Genomic DNA, 16,844 nt, shown 5'->3' with positions numbered 1-16,844 from the left:
GCCATTACAGCGTTTCCGCCACCTCGTCAGAGATCTCACCGTTGTGATACACCTCCTGCACGTCGTCGCAATCTTCCAGCATATCGATCAGCCGCAGCAGTTTTGGCGCGGTTTCCGCATCCAGTTCCGCTTTGGTTGACGGGATCATGGAGACTTCAGCGCTGTCAGCTTTCAGGCCACCTGCTTCCAGCGCATCGCGCACGCTGCCCAGCTCTTCCCAGGCAGTGAAGACATCAATGGCACCGTCATCATAGCTCACCACGTCTTCCGCACCCGCTTCCAGCGCCGCTTCCATCACTGCGTCTTCATCCTGACCTGGCGCAAAGGAGATCACTCCTTTTTTGCTGAACAGATAGGAGACCGAGCCGTCAGTGCCCAGGTTACCGCCGGTTTTAGTAAAGGCGTGGCGCACTTCACCCACGGTACGATTACGGTTGTCACTCAGGCATTCGATCATTACCGCAGAGCCACCCGGACCGTAGCCTTCATAAATGATGGTTTCCATGTTGGAATCATCTTCACCGCCAACGCCGCGGGCAATGGCGCGGTTCATGGTATCGCGCGTCATGTTATTGGAGAGCGCTTTATCCATCGCTGCGCGCAGACGCGGGTTGGAGCCCGCATCACCGCCGCCGAGTTTCGCAGCAGTGACCAGCTCGCGAATGATTTTAGTGAAGATTTTACCGCGCTTGGCGTCCTGCGCTGCCTTGCGATGTTTTGTGTTCGCCCATTTACTGTGACCAGCCATCTTACATTTTCTCCGATCTTTTACAGGATGCAGGCTATCTGGCTTGCGCTCTTGTCCCCGGCAGCGCCATCCACCCACTGCAATACGCTGCGGTGGCGACGCCGGCGAACAATCACGCTGCGCCGATAATGCCTGACTGCTCAATATTAGCGGTGCGGTTTGATTAAACAGCACACGATAGTTGGACGAAGGACATACGCTTCGTCGAATGTGTGGAATTTACCCTGGTCGCCACCGGAAAACACGCGGCGGCGGTCATTCAGATAAACTCTTCAATCGCCTGACGATTGCTCCAGGATTTGGTCAACACTGCGGCCTCTTCTGGCATCAGCCAGCGGGCAGCCAGGTGCTCACTCAGCAGCGGCATCCGTTCTGCCGGCAGCGCCAGCCGGAACCAGTGCTCGCGGTTATGCGTGACTTCTGGCGCATAGCGGTGACGAAAATGGGGAAAGATCTCAAATTCAATCTGCCGCTGACAGTCATCAAGCCGCAGCCCTTCGGCGCAGATATCAATTGCCAGCTCTTCCGCCACTTCACGTGCCGCAGCCTGAGCCGGACTCTCACCCGGCTCCAGACTGCCGGTGACCGACTGCCAGAAGCAGGGATCATCGCGCCGCTGCAGCATCAACACCCGGCCGGTATCTCGCGCAAATATGACCACCAGCACCGATACCGGATGTTTATAGCCCATTACTGCTGCTCTGGCTTTTCTTTCTTCGCCACAATCTGGATGCCCAGATCGCTCAGGGCAGCTGGATTTGCATGGCTCGGTGCTTCCGTCATCATACAGGCTGCCGCCGTGGTTTTCGGGAAAGCGATCACGTCACGAATATTATCGGTGCCGGTGAGCAGCATAGTCAGACGATCAAGACCAAACGCCAGACCGGCGTGTGGCGGCGTACCATATTTGAGCGCATTCAGCAGGAAGCCAAACTTCTCCTGCTGTTCTTCCGCAGTAATGCCCAGGATGCTGAACACGGTCTGCTGCATTGTGCCGTTGTGGATACGCACGGAGCCGCCGCCCACTTCGTAGCCATTGATCACCATGTCGTAGGCGTTAGCCACTGCCTGCGTCGGGTCAGCTGCCAGCTGTTCAGCCGTAAGCGATTTCGGCGAGGTAAACGGATGGTGCATCGCTGCCAGCCCGCCTTCGTCATCCTCTTCAAACATCGGAAAATCGATGACCCAGAGCGGTGCCCAGGCTTTCTCATCGGTGATCTGCAGATCGCGGCCTGCCTTCAGGCGCAGTGCACCCAGCGCATCTGCCACAACTTTAGCGCGATCGGCACCAAAGAAGATCAGATCGCCATCCTGTGCCGCAGTGCGGTCCAGAATCGCTTCCACGATCTCTGGCGTCAGGAATTTTGCCACCGGACTCTGCACGCCTTCAGCGCCACTGGCGCGGGCGTTGATTTTCATCCATGCCAGGCCACGCGCGCCATAAATCTCAACAAACTTCGTATATTCATCAATCTGCTTACGCGTCAGCGTCGCACCACCCGGTACGCGCAGCGCGGCGACCCGTCCTTTGGCGTCGTTCGCCGGACCGGAGAACACCTTAAACTCTACGTCTTTCAGCAGATCGGCAACGTCTACCAGCTCCATCGGGTTACGCAGATCGGGTTTATCTGAGCCGTAGCGGTTCATCGCTTCCGCAAACGTCATCAGCGGGAAGTCACCAAGATCAACGCCTTTGACATCAAGCCAGAGTTCGCGGATCAGCCGCTCCATCTTCTCCCGCACTTCTTCAGCGCTCATAAAGGAGGTTTCAACGTCGATTTGCGTAAATTCAGGCTGACGATCGGCGCGCAGATCTTCATCGCGGAAGCATTTTACAATCTGGTAGTAGCGATCAAAGCCGGACATCATCAGCAGCTGTTTAAACAGCTGCGGGGACTGTGGCAGCGCATAGAACTTACCTTTGTGCACGCGGCTTGGCACCAGATAGTCGCGCGCACCTTCCGGTGTCGCTTTGGTCAGCATCGGCGTTTCAATGTCCAGGAAACCTTCGCTGTCCATAAAGCGGCGAACAAAGCTGGTGATTTTTGCACGCGTTTTCAGGCGCTGTGCCATTTCCGGACGACGCAGGTCAAGGTAACGATAGGTCAGACGCGCTTCTTCGCTGTTAACCTGGTTGGAGTCCAGCGGCAGCGGTTCCGCGCGATTAATGATGGTCAGCGCGTGCGCAAACACTTCGATATCGCCGGTCGCCATATCGCTGTTGCGGTTTTTCTCTTCACGCGCGCGCACCGTACCGGTGATCTGGATGCAGAATTCGTTGCGCAGCTCAGACGCCAGCTGGAAAGCCTCCTGATGATCGGCATCAAAAAACACCTGAGCGATCCCTTCGCGGTCACGCATATCGATAAAAATCAGGCTGCCGAGATCGCGACGGCGATTAACCCAGCCGCAGAGAGTAACTTGCTGACCCACATGAGACAGGTTGAGCTGTCCGCAATATTCTGTACGCATAACGTATCCTTTTAACTTCGCCGCTGCTGCCAGACAGCATCAGGGCGCGTAACCTCTGAAGATGCTGCCGCAAAAAAGGCAGCTATTATAATGGAAAAAGCCAGACAGGATAAGTAGAGCCGCTGCAAAGCGGCTAATTCATCGGCATTTGCCCGTTATCCTTTGTCTGCTTTATCTTTTAACCTGCATCCGGAGTCCGTTTTGACGCTTCGTATTGGTTTACCGCAATGGCATCATCCGCAGTGGAAACAGTTTGGTCTGAATACGCTGGAGGATTATGCGCGTCTGTTTGGCTGTGTAGAAGGAAATACAACGCTGTATGCGCTGCCCAAACCTGAGGTGGTGCAGCGCTGGCGCGACATGACGCATGACGATTTCCGCTTCTGCTTTAAATTTCCCGCCACCATCTCTCATCAGGCGGCGCTGCGCGATTGTGATGATTTAGTCAGCGATTTTTTTCGTCTGCTGGACCCGCTCAGCACACGTCTGGGACAGTACTGGCTGCAGCTGCCCGCCAGTTTTTCCCCGGCACAGCTTAATGACCTGTGGCACTTTCTGGACAGCCTGCCGCGCAGCTTCAGCTATGGCGTTGAAGTACGTCATCAGGCATTTTTTGCCCGCGGCGAGGCGGAACGCCTGCTGAATCGCGGCCTGCATGCGCGCGGCGTTAACCGGGTGGTGCTCGACAGCCGGCCGGTGCACGCCTCTGCCTCACAATCTGCTGCTGCTATTGACGCTCGGGCGAAAAAACCACGGGTGCCGCCACACGCGGTGCGCACCGGCAATCAGCCGATGGTGCGCTTTATCGGCAGTGATGATGTGGCAGAGAGTGAAGCACTCTTTCCCCCCTGGCGCAGCAAGCTGGCCGCGTGGCAGACAGAGAGCGATCCGCTGCTGTTTATCCATACGCCGGATATGGGCGAGGTGTTTCCGCTGGTGCAGGCGCTCTGGCCACAGCTGCAGGCGCTGGAGCCCGGCCTGCGCGATCTGCCGGTATGGCCGCAGCAAACCACACTGTTCTGAGCAGGGAAACGGGTGCAGCAGACGCGACTTTCTGCCAGAATAGCGCCCTTTCCGTTTTTCTCTTCGGATTTTCCATTATGTCTGACCGCGATACGCTATTTTCCGCACCTATCGATAAGCTGGGTGACTGGACCTTTGACGAGCGCGTGGCTGAAGTCTTCCCCGATATGATTCAGCGCTCGGTGCCCGGCTACTCCAATATCATTTCGATGATTGGCATGCTGGCAGAACGCTTCGTACAGCCCGACAGCCGGGTATATGATTTGGGATGTTCACTGGGGGCTGCCACTCTTTCAGTGCGCCGCAATATCCGCGTTCCCGGCTGCCAGATTATTGCCGTGGATAATTCGCCGGCGATGGTTGAGCGCTGCCGCCGCCATATCGATGCATTTCGCGCCGATACGCCGGTAGAGGTGCTGGAGGCCGATATCCGCAATATTGAAATTGAGAACGCTTCGCTGGTAGTGCTCAACTTTACGCTGCAGTTTCTGGCCCCTGACGCGCGCATCGCCCTGCTGGAGAAAATTGCCCGTGGCCTCAATCCTGGCGGTGCGTTGGTTCTGTCAGAGAAGTTCAGCTTTGAAGATGAGGACGTAGGCGAACTGCTGTTTAACATGCATCACGATTTCAAGCGTGCCAACGGTTACAGCGAACTGGAGATCAGCCAGAAGCGCAGTATGCTGGAGAATGTCATGCTGACCGACAGTGTGGAAACGCACAAAGCCCGGCTCAGGGCGGCTGGTTTTGCCCATGCAGAACTCTGGTTCCAGTGCTTCAACTTTGGTTCACTGGTGGCGCTGAAATGATCGATTTTGGCCGTTTTTATCAGCAAATCGCTACCGGTCCGCTGGCGAGCTGGCTGGAAGTGCTGCCGGCGCAAATCGCGGCCTGGCAGCGTGACAATCTGCACGGACATTTCCGCAACTGGGAAAAAGCGGTGGAGTATCTGCCGCTGCTGACGCCACAAACGCTGGATCTGCTGCACAGCGTCAGCGCGCAGCGTGACGATCTGACCGATCGTCAGCGCGCCGGTATCGAAAAGCTGCTGCGCAATCTGATGCCGTGGCGTAAAGGTCCCTATGCGCTTTACGGCACAGAGATCGATACCGAATGGCGCTCTGACTGGAAATGGGATCGGGTATTACCGCATATCTCTCCTCTTGCCGGGCGCACGATTCTGGACGTTGGCTGCGGCAGCGGCTATCACATGTGGCGTATGCTGGGCGCTGGCGCACAGATGGTAGTGGGTATCGATCCGATGCAGCTGTTTCTGTGTCAGTTTGAAGCGGTGCGCAAGCTGCTGGGTGACGATCGCCGCGCGCATCTGCTGCCGCTCGGTATTGAACAGCTGCCTGCGCTGCAGGCGTTTGATACCGTATTTTCTATGGGTGTGCTCTATCACCGCCGCTCACCGCTCGATCATCTGCTGCAGCTGAAAAACCAGCTGGTCAGTGAGGGTGAACTGGTGCTGGAGACGCTGGTTATTGAAGGCGATGAACATGCTGTCCTGGTGCCGGGTGAGCGCTATGCGCAGATGCGAAACGTCTACTTTATTCCGTCTGCGGCAGCGCTGAAAAGCTGGCTGGAGAAGTGCGGTTTTGTTGATGTGCGCATCGCCGACTACGCGGTCACTTCAGTGGAAGAGCAGCGCCGCACCAGCTGGATGACCAGCGAGTCGTTGGCAGAGTTTCTCGATCCGGACGACAGCAGCAAAACGGTTGAGGGTTACCCCGCGCCGCTGCGTGCCGTGCTGATTGCCCGCAAGCCCTGAAAATCCGCGCCGCGACAACGTCGCGGCGCGTCAGACCTTATCCTGCTACCGCTCGTCTGCTGACCGGTCCCAGTACTGGTACTTATAAGCGGAAGTAAGATGACGCTCAATGGTCCCTCTGGCAAACACCTCTTTTTCGTGCAGAAAACTCAGCGTGCAGTTGCCGGTTTCATCCCATAGCTGGCAGGTGTCAGTGGAGTGCAGTGTACTGACCGGCGTGGTCGCCAGGCCGCTTAATCCCAGCTCACGCCACTGCTTATCGTAACGCCAGATCTCGCGGCTGCGTGCGCTTTGGGTTTCCACCACGCGATCCTGCGCATTCCAGCGCCAGCGGTTTTCACCATTACTCTCTTTGTCGCTGCCACGCGTAACACTTTTCTGCACCCGCAGTCGCGGATCGTAGTGGTAGGCAATCGTCGCAGAACCTGCGCTGCCTCTGTTTACGAATTTATCAGTGGCGCTGATAATATTTCCCTGCGGTCCTTTGCGCCAGCTCAGCGTACCCTGCCGCTGATCGACCACTTCCTCCCGCCCCGCTTTAATCGCGGTAACCCGCCAGGCGTACTCCGCCACCCAGCCGCGCTGTACGCGGGCAATATGCTGCTCCATGCTCAGCACAATATTTCCTTCGCGCTTATCGTAGCTGATGTCGGCTACCATCAGGTCACCGCAGCGGTCAAACTGGCCCAGCACACGTTTCTGGGAATCAACATCCTTACCAAACTCTCCGGCAATGACCTGCCTTACCGCCCCTTTTGCCGCACCGCCCAGCAGGATCCAGAGATTGCTGCTGCTGATGTTATGGCTTAATGGCGGACAGGGAGCAGTGGCCGCCTGCGTCGGGCAGGCAGCAAGACTGGTCAGCAACAGCGTTGCACAAAGTTGGCATTTCATAGGGTTATCCGCATGGAGCCATCTGTTAAGCAAAGCACCTTTTTCGCCGGAGCGCTACGCTGACGGCTGGCGAAAAAATTCATGCGGGTTGCAGCAAACAGCAAAAAGGCTGATGCAGCCTGAAAATATGCTGTTTTACCGGTCGTCGCTTCGCCTGCCTGTTTTTAACAGCGTAAAAAAAACCCCAGCAAATGACTGGGGCGTGGTACTTGCAAACATCACGTCAGGGTTGGTGGCGTGCTGTGCGGCAAAATCGATAGCGGATCAGGCGACCCGGTTAACGTTCATCTGCATCATGCTTTTCATGGCTTCAATAACGTCGCCATCCACGCAGGAGCGGCTGAATTCATCAGTTTCTGCTTCGGCACACATAGATACGCCCGCTTTACGGTAGCGCATAGGCGAAGCAACAGCGCGACTGGCAGAGCTATGTACCTCCTGCAAACCGCAATCCAGAAACTTCTGAAGATTGCTCAGGCGCACGCCAGCACCGGCCATAATGATTGGACCCGTGCTTAATTCATTAAGTTCCCTGAGTAATGCAATTCCTGTTTCAGCACTCTGCTGCTGGCCTGAAGTCAGGATGCGCGCAACACCCAGATCGGTCAGTATCTCCAGTGCCCGCCTGGGGCTATGGCACAAATCAAACGCCCGGTGAAACGTCACGGCCAGGCCATCGCACAGCTGCATAATCTGCTGCATACGCACTATATCAATATGCGCGTCTTCATCGAGAACACCCACGACGACGCCCGGGAAACCCCATTCGCGCACTCTCGCGATATCGGATTTCATTATCTCAAACTCCTGACGGGAGTAGCAGAAATCACCACCGCGCGGCCGGATGATGGGATGCACCGGAATAGACAGCTCGCGCCGTGCGGCCTGCAGCATGCCTGCTGACGGTGTCAGGCCGCCCTCCCGGGGTGCACTGCAGAGCTCTACGCGATCGGCACCGGCACGCTGGGCGGTCACTGCGCAATCAATGCCGTAGCAACAAATTTCCAGTTTCGTCATCGGTTTCTCCTTATCACGACTGCTGGCTCAGAGGGGATAGCTTCGGTTAGTCTGTTACTCCGTCAGTTTACGTGGAAAGCGCACTATGGTATTCGATTTTGATCAACGGATAGACCGCGGTCACAGTGATAGTCTCAAATGGCACAAATATCGTGACCGTGATGTCCTGCCGCTCTGGGTTGCAGATACCGATTTTCGCTCGCCGTCCTGTATTATTGAGGCCATTCAAAAGCGGGTCGCACACGGCGTATTCGGTTACGGTGTCACGCCAGCCGGTCTGACAGAAATTATCGTACAGCGGATGGCAGAGCGTTATAACTGGACCATCAGGCCGGAATGGATCGTGATACTGCCGGGGGTGGTAAGCGGGCTTAACATTGCCGTGCGTGCTTTTACCGCAGCCGGTGAACGTACCGTGGCGCCTGCGCCCATCTATCCGCCGTTTCGTGGTGCTTCCCGACTGGCCGAGCGGGCGCAGCTCAGTCTGCCGCTGCAGCGGACAGAAAATCGCTGGGTCATGGACACAGATCGGGCGGAGATGACGGGCAACGAGCGACTGCTGATGCTGTGCAATCCACAAAACCCTGGCGGCACGGTGTACCGGCGCGATGAGCTATCCCGGCAGCTTGCGTTTGCACAGCGCCACGATCTTATCGTCTGTTCAGATGAGATCCATGCCGATCTGGTGCTGACGCCGGGCGTGCAGCATACGCCGTTTGCCGCGCTGAGTGAGGATGCTGCACAGCGCAGCATAACGCTTATCTCGCCCTCTAAAAGTTTCAATATCGCCGGGCTGGGCGCCTCTATGGCCATTATTCCCGATGATACGTTACGCCGGCGCTTTAAGCAGGTGCGTGAGGGGATCGTGCCGGGCGTGGATATTCTGGCGCTGGTTGCCGCCGAGGCGGCGTGGCGCGAGGGTGAGGCGTGGCTGCAGGCGCAAATTGCCTATCTGCGCGCAAACCGCGACTGGCTGGCGAGCCGCATTGATGCGCTGCCAGGCCTGGATATGGTCGTGCCGGACGCAACCTATCTCGGCTGGATTGATGCCAGCGGTCTGCAGGTCGGCAACCCGGCGCGCTACTTTGAGCAGTACGGGCTGGGCTTCTCACCCGGACACGATTTTGGCGATGACCGTTTTGTCCGCTTTAATTTCGGCTGTACGCGCGCCACCCTGCAGGAAGCGGCAGCGCGTCTGGAGCAGGCAGTGGAAGCCCGGCGTTAATCGCGCTCGCTGGCGACAATTTCCTCAAGTCGCCAGGGGTGAAATTTGATCGTGGTTTCACCATCGGTGACCGCCAGCACAGGATTAGGCAGTCGTTCGTTTTCACCTTGCGGAGCGCTGGTTTTAAAAGAGATGCCGGGCTGCGTCAGAGCAGCATCAGAGAGCAGCGCCATAGCACGCATGCCCAGCGTTTCCGGCTCACCGCGCAGGACAATTTCAATGTGTTCCCAGCCCTCGTGCCGGTAAAGCTTCGCGCCCGGCCAGGGCAGTTCAATGACATCGACCTGCTGCCCTGCCAGCGTAATGGGCTGCCGGAGTTTAAACAGGCAAATCGGACGACCGTTGATCATCGCTTCTGAAAACAGTTCACCCACCTGCAGCAATCCGCGCTTCCAGCGCTCGGCGGTGGCAAACTGATGACAGCGCACGGCCAGATGATCAATCTCATGCGCCTGCGGTGAAAGTCCGATTCGCGTAGCAAAAACCTGCAGTGCCTGCTCAAAACGACAGAAATCTTCTGTTAAATCGTCCAGCTCTGGGGGAAAATCCAGCTTCATTACCTGAAACCTCAACGTCTGTTCAGTAAAATTAATTATTAAAATCAATATGTCAGATTTTTCGTCCTGACAAAACCTTCGGATTCATCCGATTTAGTCAATAAAAACCGTCAAAACCGGATAAAAACAGGCCTGTATTCAGATTATTCGCTTAATCAGGGCCAGGTATAACTTTATAAAAACAAGCTAACCTCATGATTAAATTGACGAATCTTTACACAATGAGATAACTCTTATTTGGCCGCCAATGAATTGCAGATAACCCCCCTTTCTTATAAATTTGAGTTTCTACCTAACAAGGAACGGCTCTATGTCTATGCTCATTGTTGTCGCGGTTCTCATTGCCTTAACGGGATTTGCAATTTCCCGCCACTGGAAGGTGCGTGAAGACAAAAGCGTTAAAAATCCTCGTCGTCACCCGCGCCGCCGTTAATCGGCGCGCGGTTTTGCTGTCAGCTGCCCGGTCCGGGCCGACTGCTGTTGCTGACGCATCCTAACATTTCACGTATACTTCCCTTCTCTTTTTTTCCGTCCCGACACGAGCGCGGGATGATGGTATCGGCTCGTCCTCTGCTGACGGGCCTTTTCAGCATATGAAGGTAACGCGGTGAATATTCAGGCTCTTCTTTCCGATAAAGTCAGTCAGGCGATGCGTGCAGCAGGAGCGCCCGACGATTGTGAACCGCTGGTTCGTCAGTCAGCTAAAGTCCAGTTTGGTGATTATCAGGCGAATGGCATCATGGGCGCGGCAAAACGGCTGGGTCAGGCACCGCGTCAGCTGGCTGAACAGGTGGTGAAGCATCTGGATCTGACCGGCATTGCCAGTCATACCGAGATCGCCGGGCCTGGCTTTATCAACATTTTCCTCGATCGTCAGTGGCTGGCACAGCAGGCAGCGCAGGCGTTGCAGCAGCCCGATCTTGGCGTCAGCAAGCCTGAACCGCAAACCATTGTGATTGACTATTCTGCACCCAACGTGGCGAAAGAGATGCATGTCGGCCACGTGCGCTCTACCATCATCGGCGATGCAGCGGTACGTACGCTGGAGTTCCTTGGTCATAATGTGATCCGGGCTAACCACGTAGGCGACTGGGGAACGCAGTTTGGTATGCTTATCGCCTATCTGGAAAAGCAGCAAAATGAAGACCACGCTGATATTGCTCTTGCCGATCTGGAAGCATTTTACCGCGAAGCGAAGCGTACCTATGATGAAGACGAGGCGTTCGCAGCACGCGCGCGCAGCTATGTCGTCAAGCTGCAGGGCGGCGATGAGTATTGCCGCGCCATGTGGAAAAAGCTGGTTGATATCACCATGAGTCAGAATCAGCTGGTGTATGACCGCCTGAATGTCACCCTGACGCGTAACGATGTCATGGGTGAAAGCCTCTATAACGATATGCTGCCGGGAATTGTGGCTGATCTGCGTGAAAAGGGGCTGGCGGTCACCAGCGAAGGCGCTACTGTCGTTTTCCTTGATGAGTATAAGAACAAAGAAGGCGAGCCGATGGGCGTGATCATCCAGAAAAAGGATGGCGGCTACCTCTACACCACGACCGATATCGCCTGCGCAAAATATCGTTATGAAACGCTGAACGCCGATCGCGTGCTCTACTATATCGACTCACGTCAGCATCAGCATCTGCAGCAGGCGTGGACTATCGTGCGTAAAGCGGGCTACGTGCCGGCCTCGGTGCCGCTTGAGCACCACGCATTTGGCATGATGCTGGGCAAAGATGGTCGTCCGTTCAAAACGCGCAGCGGCGGCACCATCAAGCTGGCCGATCTGCTGGATGAAGCCGTTGAACGTGCCCATACGCTGGTCAGCGCTAAGAACCCGGAGATGTCGCCGCAGGAACTGACCGATCTGGCAGAAATCGTGGGTATCGGTGCGGTCAAATATGCTGATCTCTCTAAGAGCCGTACCACAGATTACATCTTTGACTGGGATAACATGCTGGCCTTTGAGGGCAATACCGCGCCTTATATGCAGTATGCTTACACCCGCGTCCTGTCGGTGTTCCGTAAAGCGGGTCTGGATGCAGAGACCCTGAGCGGTGATATTACTCTGACAGATGAGCGCGAAGCACTGCTGGCCACGCGACTGCTTCAGTTTGAAGAGGTGATCACGCAGGTCGCGCGTGATGGTACACCGCATGTGATGTGTGCTTATCTGTATGACCTGGCCGGCCTCTTCTCAGGCTTCTATGAGCACTGCCCGATTCTGGCTGCCGAAGAGGCGTCCGTGCGTAACAGCCGCCTGCAGCTGGCGGCACTTACCGCGAAAACCCTGAAACAGGGTCTGGATACGCTGGGCATTAAAACCGTTGAACGGATGTAAGTCATACCGCCGATAAAAAAACCCGCCTTGTGCGGGTTTTTTATTATTACCGATAGTTTACGGTCACTTCACTGCTGAGTACCCGCAGGCCCGGTGGCAGTGATCCCTGCCCCTGAAAACCAAACGCCAGATAGAGCGGCTCTTCTGCCGGGATCAGCGCCAGACCGCGCGTCGAGCCGCTGGCACCGTCCAGCTCCACGCAGCGCTGGCTGGCGCAGAGGCGTACCACCAGCCCGGAGGGTGCCGGCCGGCTGAGCTGATAACGCCAGCTGACCACAGCGATGTTGCCTGGTGCCGCAGAGGGCGCCTGCAGCGCAGGCGATAACAGCCAGCTGCCACGTGCGCCGAGCCCGGGACCGCTGACGCTGGCGCTCCAGGCACCGGTAGCGGCGATGCCTGCCAGCGGTGCGAGCAGCAGCAGCAGCAGCGGCAACACTATCTGGTAGCAGCGACGCATTATTTGCCTCCAATTGTGGCGGTCATGCGGATCTGGCGATTGTCACTCAGCTCCAGATTGGAGAGCACGACCAGCTGCGGCAGATTACGCCGCAGGAAGCGCGCCAGCAGCGCACGCAGCGGATGGTTCACCAGCAGCACCGGTGGCGCACCGCTCATCTCCTGCTGCTGCAATGCCGCCTGTGCCTGCATCAGCAGACGATCCGCCAGCCCGGGCTCCAGGCCACCGCCGCCCTGCAGCGCCTGCAGCAGCAGACGCTCTAGCATGGCATCCAGACCGATAACCTGGACCTCACCGTTACCCGGGAACCACTGCTGGGTGATTGCCCGTCCCAGCGCCACGCGTACTACGCTGGTCAGCTCCTGCGGGTCGCTCTGCACCGGCGCGTGCTCCGCCAGCGTTTCAATGATGGTGCGCATATCCCTGATTGATACACGTTCGATTAACAGGTTCTGCAGCACTTTATGCAGCGTGGTCAGACTGATCACCCCCGGCACCAGATCTTCCGTCAGCTTCGGCATCTCCTGAGTAACGCGATCCAGCAGCTGCTGCGCCTCCTGCCGGCCAAACAGTTCGCTGGCGTACTGCCCAATCAGATGGTTAAGGTGCGTTGCCACAACGGTGCTGGCCTCGACCACGGTATAGCCCTGAATCTGCGCCTGCTCTTTCAGGGCGCTGTCGATCCAGATCGCTGCCAGGCCAAACGCCGGATCCACCGTAGGCTCGCCCGGCAGGCTGCCGGCTGCGGTACCGGGGTTAATTGCCATCCAGCGGCCCGGATAAGCGTCACCGCTGCCAATCTCCACCCCTTTCATCAGGATGCGATAACGCGCGGGTGGCAGCTCCATGTTGTCGCGGATGTGTACAACCGGCGGCAGAAAACCCACTTCCTGCGCCACTTTTTTACGAATACTGCGAATACGTCCCAGCAGTTCGCCATTCTGAGTATGATCAACCATCGGGATCAGGCGATAGCCCACTTCCATGCCCAGAGAATCTTCCAGCTGAACGTCAGTCCAGGAGGCTTCTACCGTGGCAGGCGTCTCCTGGGTTTTCATCAGGCTGGCCGATTCAGGCTGTTTTTTCGGCTGCATTTCACGACCGCGCAGCCACCAGGCAAGTCCGAGCAGCGCGCCGGTAAACAGCAGAAAGACAAAGTTCGGCATGCCGGGTACCAGACCAAGCAGGCCGATCACCCCGGCGCTGAGCATCAGCACGCGCGGATTGTTAAACAGCTGCCCGACCATCTGCTCACCGACATCCTGGTCAGTGGCGACGCGGGTGACGATGACACCTGCTGCGGTGGAGATCACCAGCGCCGGGATCTGCGCCACCAGGCCATCACCGATGGTCAGCAGCGTATAGGTCTCCCCGGCATGCCCCACGTCCATACCGTGCTGCACAACGCCCACCAGCAGGCCGCCGATCACGTTGATCACCATGATCAGAATACCGGCGACGGCATCCCCGCGCACAAACTTACTGGCACCATCCATTGAGCCGTAGAAATCGGCCTCCTGGGTCACTTCAGAACGGCGGCGTTTTGCTTCATCTTCGCCAATCAGACCGGCGTTCAGATCGGCATCGATCGCCATCTGCTTGCCGGGCATCCCATCCAGTACAAAGCGGGCACCGACTTCAGCAATACGCCCGGCCCCTTTGGTGATAACCATGAAGTTAATGATAACCAGAATGATAAACACCACGATACCGATGGCGAAGTTACCCCCGACCAGGAAGTGGCCAAAGGCTTCTACAACGCGGCCCGCTGCATCAGCCCCGGTATGCCCTTCCAGCAGAATGATACGGGTGGAGGCGACGTTCAGCGCGAGGCGTAACAGCGTTGAGAACAGCAGTATGGTAGGGAACGCCGCAAACTCCAGCGTCCGCTGGGTGAACATCGCCACCAGCAGCACCATGATCGATAGCGCGATGTTAAAGGTAAACAGCAGATCGAGAATGAAGGCGGGCAGCGGCAGCACCATCATCGACAGGATCAACATTATCAGCACCGGTCCTGCCAGCACCTGCCATTGCGTCTCTTTAAAGCTGCCCGGTAAACGCAGCTTTTCGGCCAGATTAGCCATCGTCTCTGTTCTCTCCTGCAAAGTCCATCTCTGCCGGGACCGGCAGATGCTTAGGTTTGGTCGGGATCAGGCCGCCTTCGCGTTTCCAGCGCCGCAGCTGCCAGACCCAGGCCAGCACTTCCGCTACGGCGGCGTAAAGCGCACCGGGAATAAACTGGCCAATTTCAGTATGCCGGTAGAGCGCTCGCGCCAGCGGCGGCGCTTCGAGGATCGGCACGCGGTGCTCTTTTGCAACTTCACGGATGCGCAGCGCGATGTCGCCTGCGCCTTTCGCCACCACTTTCGGCGCGTTCATTTTGCCTTCCTGATACTGCAGCGCCACGGAGTAGTGCGTCGGGTTCGTCACAATCACATCCGCTTTTGGTACGTCGGCCATCATGCGCCGGCGGGCCGCCGCGCGCATCGCCTGGCGGATCCGCCCCTTCACGTGCGGATCGCCCTCATTCTGTTTGTGCTCATCGCGGATCTCCTGACGCGTCATGCGCAGCTTTTTGAAATAGCTGTAGAGCTGCCAGAACACATCAAAACCCACCATCGGAAACAGGCCCAGCATTACCAGCCCGCAGCTGGTGGCGACCATACTCAGGCCATGGTGTAGCGCGTTAACAGGTGATTCGCTAATCAGCCGCAGCATCTCCTGCCAGTGGCTCCAGAGATACCAGCCCGCGACGACGCCTACCAGCACTGCTTTGAGGATCGCCTTGACCAGTTCAGCCGCGCTCTGGCCGGAAAACAGACGTTTTATACCCGGCAGCGGATTGAGCTTTTTGAAATCGAGTTTGATCGACTTACCGCTGATATGGATGCCGCCCAGCGCCATGGGTGCCGCCATGGCAACAATAACCAGCCCGCCCATCAGCGGCAGCAGTGCAACCACCGCCTGCATGATCAGATTGCCGATATGCGCCACGATGATTTTGTCATCATTCACCATACCGTGATCAAAGCGAAAGCCGGTCGCCACCATGCGGGCGAGCTGCGTGGCCATATGGGAACCGCCAAGCCAGAGGATCATCAGCCCGGTCAGCAACATCAGTACCGATGTCAGTTCGCGCGATCGCGGGATCTGCCCCTCTTCCCGTGCTTTTTCAAGTCGGTGGGGGGTGGGCGATTCTGTTTTGTCCTCGCTGCTACTCTCTTCAGACACAGCACACCTCAGCTGGCAGAAATTCTGCATAGAGAATGACAAACTTGCTCAGGACTAAAGCGCGGATTAAACGACGAAATAACCTGCTTATTGCGTCATAAGTAAAATCGTTGCCGTGCCCTGCCTGTTTTCCCAGCAGAAATCACGGACAAAAGATGTGATGCTGTCGGGATTTTGACGCGCCGGATAGCCGCGGAAAATCTTAAAATGAGAATTTTCTGTTAATACATCGCAGCGACAGCCTCGCCATAAAACATAAAATTATCTAATCTTTTATCATCAACACGCGTTTACCTGAAAAGATTCTTCGCTGCCCGCCCTTCCCGATGCCGGATGAAGCGTAAAAGTCGCTTAACTGTCGCTGGCATCTGTCGACACGCTTTTCAGCTTCAGGCAAGATATTACGCCGCTAACACGCAATTTACCGCGATGCAATAGTTTGAATTCTCAAAAGTCTTAGGTAGACTGAGACACACGTTGTCCTGAAGAGATCTGGCTGTTTTTCGTGGTTTTTTCGCAACACACTGTGTTCATACTCGCCGGGTACGCCCACTGTTACTCTGCAATTAATCTGATGGAATGATAAGGATGATGGTGAAAAAAACGCTTATGCTTACGCTGCTGGCGACCCTGACGCTGGCCGGGTGCAAAACCCCGCCGCCAGCATTGACAGAGGATACGCTGGTAACCAGTACGGTTAACGGCGTTACCCTGACGCATCGTTATGCGGTTGCCGCGCCTGCAGAGTTCACCCCTGTCAACGCATCCTGGCGGGCACTCTATGCCGCTTCCGTTATGACCACCCCTGATTACGGTGGCAAAGTCGTGCGCTACCTTGATAACGCCCAGCGCTTTGAAGTGCTTGGCCGGGTAGAACATAACTGGCTGGCGATTGCTGAAGAGCCAGAAGGCCAGCTGATAGGCTATATCCCCCCTAAAGCGGCCGTTGAGAGCAGCCGCTATGACGCCACATTGCGCAGCGATCGCCCGCGTCCGCGTCGTGCTAAACAGGTGTGCGTGGCAGTAGGCGGTGCCAGCAAAGCGTGCCGCACCACTGATACCGCGACCTGGATCCTGGATTGAGTCAGCAATCTGGCGCATATTGGCG

At 56.7% G+C, this 16,844-nt stretch carries 16 protein-coding genes; 7 read left to right on the top strand and 9 right to left on the bottom strand.

Annotated elements, in window-relative coordinates; all coding sequences use genetic code 11:
• Positions 1 to 4: 4 nt before the first annotated feature.
• From B3041_RS07525 to aspS, 3 genes are all read right to left on the bottom strand, one after another.
• Positions 5 to 748 carry a YebC/PmpR family DNA-binding transcriptional regulator gene (locus tag B3041_RS07525; protein ID WP_065649102.1) on the bottom strand — a complete coding sequence of 248 codons (744 nt, stop codon included), beginning with the start codon at positions 746 to 748 and terminating at the stop codon, positions 5 to 7.
• A gap of 259 nt (positions 749 to 1,007) precedes the next feature.
• Positions 1,008 to 1,439: a dihydroneopterin triphosphate diphosphatase gene (gene nudB, locus B3041_RS07520; protein ID WP_292971039.1), complete on the bottom strand. Its 432-nt coding sequence runs from the start codon at positions 1,437 to 1,439 to the stop codon at positions 1,008 to 1,010.
• Positions 1,439 to 3,220 carry an aspartate--tRNA ligase gene (gene aspS / locus B3041_RS07515; protein WP_065649100.1) on the bottom strand — a complete coding sequence of 594 codons (1,782 nt, stop codon included), beginning with the start codon at positions 3,218 to 3,220 and terminating at the stop codon, positions 1,439 to 1,441. Before aspS ends, nudB begins: the two co-directional genes overlap by 1 nt.
• Positions 3,221 to 3,421: 201 nt before the next feature.
• Between aspS and B3041_RS07510 the strand changes: the two genes are divergently transcribed.
• The 3 genes from B3041_RS07510 (at position 3,422) to cmoB (ending at position 6,014) form a co-directional block, all read left to right on the top strand.
• Positions 3,422 to 4,243, top strand: coding sequence for a DUF72 domain-containing protein (locus B3041_RS07510; RefSeq protein WP_292971035.1), 822 nt, complete (start codon positions 3,422 to 3,424; stop codon positions 4,241 to 4,243).
• 77 nt (positions 4,244 to 4,320) lie between these two features.
• Positions 4,321 to 5,049: a carboxy-S-adenosyl-L-methionine synthase CmoA gene (gene cmoA / locus B3041_RS07505; RefSeq protein ID WP_065650457.1), complete on the top strand. Its 729-nt coding sequence runs from the start codon at positions 4,321 to 4,323 to the stop codon at positions 5,047 to 5,049.
• Positions 5,046 to 6,014 carry a tRNA 5-methoxyuridine(34)/uridine 5-oxyacetic acid(34) synthase CmoB gene (cmoB, locus tag B3041_RS07500; protein ID WP_292971030.1) on the top strand — a complete coding sequence of 323 codons (969 nt, stop codon included), beginning with the start codon at positions 5,046 to 5,048 and terminating at the stop codon, positions 6,012 to 6,014. Before cmoA ends, cmoB begins: the two co-directional genes overlap by 4 nt.
• Positions 6,015 to 6,059: 45 nt before the next feature.
• Here cmoB and B3041_RS07495 read toward each other — a convergent pair whose 3' ends face one another.
• Together B3041_RS07495 and cutC are read right to left on the bottom strand one after the other, a co-directional pair.
• Positions 6,060 to 6,908: a hypothetical protein gene (locus B3041_RS07495; RefSeq protein WP_292971027.1), complete on the bottom strand. Its 849-nt coding sequence runs from the start codon at positions 6,906 to 6,908 to the stop codon at positions 6,060 to 6,062.
• Positions 6,909 to 7,172: 264 nt separating this feature from the next.
• Complete coding sequence (gene cutC / locus B3041_RS07490; RefSeq protein WP_292971024.1) at positions 7,173 to 7,925, bottom strand: copper homeostasis protein CutC; 753 nt, start codon at positions 7,923 to 7,925, stop codon at positions 7,173 to 7,175.
• A gap of 85 nt (positions 7,926 to 8,010) precedes the next feature.
• Here cutC and B3041_RS07485 point away from each other — a divergent pair, with 85 nt between their 5' ends.
• On the top strand, positions 8,011 to 9,150 hold the full coding sequence (locus B3041_RS07485; RefSeq protein WP_292971021.1) for a MalY/PatB family protein: 1,140 nt from the start codon (positions 8,011 to 8,013) through the stop codon (positions 9,148 to 9,150).
• Here the strand turns inward: B3041_RS07485 and B3041_RS07480 are convergent.
• The gene (locus B3041_RS07480; RefSeq protein ID WP_292971018.1) at positions 9,147 to 9,707 is read right to left on the bottom strand and encodes a VOC family protein; all 561 of its coding nucleotides are present in this window, start codon (positions 9,705 to 9,707) and stop codon (positions 9,147 to 9,149) included. The genes B3041_RS07485 and B3041_RS07480 overlap by 4 nt on opposite strands.
• 310 nt (positions 9,708 to 10,017) lie before the next feature.
• Here B3041_RS07480 and B3041_RS07475 point away from each other — a divergent pair, with 310 nt between their 5' ends.
• Both B3041_RS07475 and argS read left to right on the top strand, forming a co-directional pair.
• Positions 10,018 to 10,140 (top strand): hypothetical protein, encoded by a 123-nt coding sequence (locus B3041_RS07475; protein WP_255402039.1) that lies wholly within the window; start codon positions 10,018 to 10,020, stop codon positions 10,138 to 10,140.
• A 174-nt stretch (positions 10,141 to 10,314) separates the two neighbouring features.
• Positions 10,315 to 12,045 carry an arginine--tRNA ligase gene (gene argS / locus B3041_RS07470; RefSeq protein WP_292971008.1) on the top strand — a complete coding sequence of 577 codons (1,731 nt, stop codon included), beginning with the start codon at positions 10,315 to 10,317 and terminating at the stop codon, positions 12,043 to 12,045.
• Positions 12,046 to 12,091: 46 nt separating this feature from the next.
• On the opposite strand, the gene flhE is transcribed toward argS, so the two are convergent.
• From flhE to flhB, 3 genes are read right to left on the bottom strand one after another with little or no spacing between them, the layout of a single operon-like run.
• A complete protein-coding gene (flhE, locus tag B3041_RS07465) occupies positions 12,092 to 12,502 on the bottom strand; it encodes a flagellar protein FlhE (RefSeq protein ID WP_292971005.1) in 411 nt (136 codons plus the stop codon).
• Entirely contained in the window at positions 12,502 to 14,589 is a 2,088-nt protein-coding gene (gene flhA / locus B3041_RS07460; RefSeq protein ID WP_065649091.1) for a flagellar biosynthesis protein FlhA, read from the bottom strand. The genes flhE and flhA overlap by 1 nt, the downstream gene beginning before the upstream one ends.
• Entirely contained in the window at positions 14,582 to 15,766 is a 1,185-nt protein-coding gene (gene flhB / locus B3041_RS07455) for a flagellar biosynthesis protein FlhB (RefSeq protein WP_292972392.1), read from the bottom strand. The genes flhA and flhB overlap by 8 nt, the downstream gene beginning before the upstream one ends.
• Before the next feature lie 561 nt (positions 15,767 to 16,327).
• Between flhB and B3041_RS07450 the strand changes: the two genes are divergently transcribed.
• Complete coding sequence (locus B3041_RS07450) at positions 16,328 to 16,819, top strand: SH3 domain-containing protein (RefSeq protein ID WP_206099908.1); 492 nt, start codon at positions 16,328 to 16,330, stop codon at positions 16,817 to 16,819.
• Positions 16,820 to 16,844 lie beyond the last annotated feature (25 nt).

Source organism: Pantoea sp. UBA4549 (assembly GCF_002387285.1).
GTDB lineage: Bacteria > Pseudomonadota > Gammaproteobacteria > Enterobacterales > Enterobacteriaceae > Pantoea > Pantoea borealis.
Note: the sequence above shows the minus strand (reverse complement) of the source record. Positions and strands in the feature narration are given on the sequence as shown.

Excerpts from the sequence above, each read along its gene's own strand:
- cmoA (WP_065650457.1), top strand. The coding sequence starts at position 4,321 with ATGTCTGACCGCGATACGCTATTTTCCGCACCTATCGATAAGCTGGGT.
- B3041_RS07525 (WP_065649102.1), bottom strand. The coding sequence starts at position 748 with ATGGCTGGTCACAGTAAATGGGCGAACACAAAACATCGCAAGGCAGCG.
- cmoB (WP_292971030.1), top strand. The coding sequence starts at position 5,046 with ATGATCGATTTTGGCCGTTTTTATCAGCAAATCGCTACCGGTCCGCTG.
- B3041_RS07480 (WP_292971018.1), bottom strand. The coding sequence starts at position 9,707 with ATGAAGCTGGATTTTCCCCCAGAGCTGGACGATTTAACAGAAGATTTC.
- B3041_RS07450 (WP_206099908.1), top strand. The coding sequence starts at position 16,328 with ATGGTGAAAAAAACGCTTATGCTTACGCTGCTGGCGACCCTGACGCTG.
- B3041_RS07475 (WP_255402039.1), top strand. The coding sequence starts at position 10,018 with ATGTCTATGCTCATTGTTGTCGCGGTTCTCATTGCCTTAACGGGATTT.
- B3041_RS07485 (WP_292971021.1), top strand. The coding sequence starts at position 8,011 with ATGGTATTCGATTTTGATCAACGGATAGACCGCGGTCACAGTGATAGT.
- flhB (WP_292972392.1), bottom strand. The coding sequence starts at position 15,766 with ATGCAGAATTTCTGCCAGCTGAGGTGTGCTGTGTCTGAAGAGAGTAGC.
- cutC (WP_292971024.1), bottom strand. The coding sequence starts at position 7,925 with ATGACGAAACTGGAAATTTGTTGCTACGGCATTGATTGCGCAGTGACC.
- nudB (WP_292971039.1), bottom strand. The coding sequence starts at position 1,439 with ATGGGCTATAAACATCCGGTATCGGTGCTGGTGGTCATATTTGCGCGA.
- flhE (WP_292971005.1), bottom strand. The coding sequence starts at position 12,502 with ATGCGTCGCTGCTACCAGATAGTGTTGCCGCTGCTGCTGCTGCTGCTC.
- aspS (WP_065649100.1), bottom strand. The coding sequence starts at position 3,220 with ATGCGTACAGAATATTGCGGACAGCTCAACCTGTCTCATGTGGGTCAG.
- flhA (WP_065649091.1), bottom strand. The coding sequence starts at position 14,589 with ATGGCTAATCTGGCCGAAAAGCTGCGTTTACCGGGCAGCTTTAAAGAG.
- B3041_RS07495 (WP_292971027.1), bottom strand. The coding sequence starts at position 6,908 with ATGAAATGCCAACTTTGTGCAACGCTGTTGCTGACCAGTCTTGCTGCC.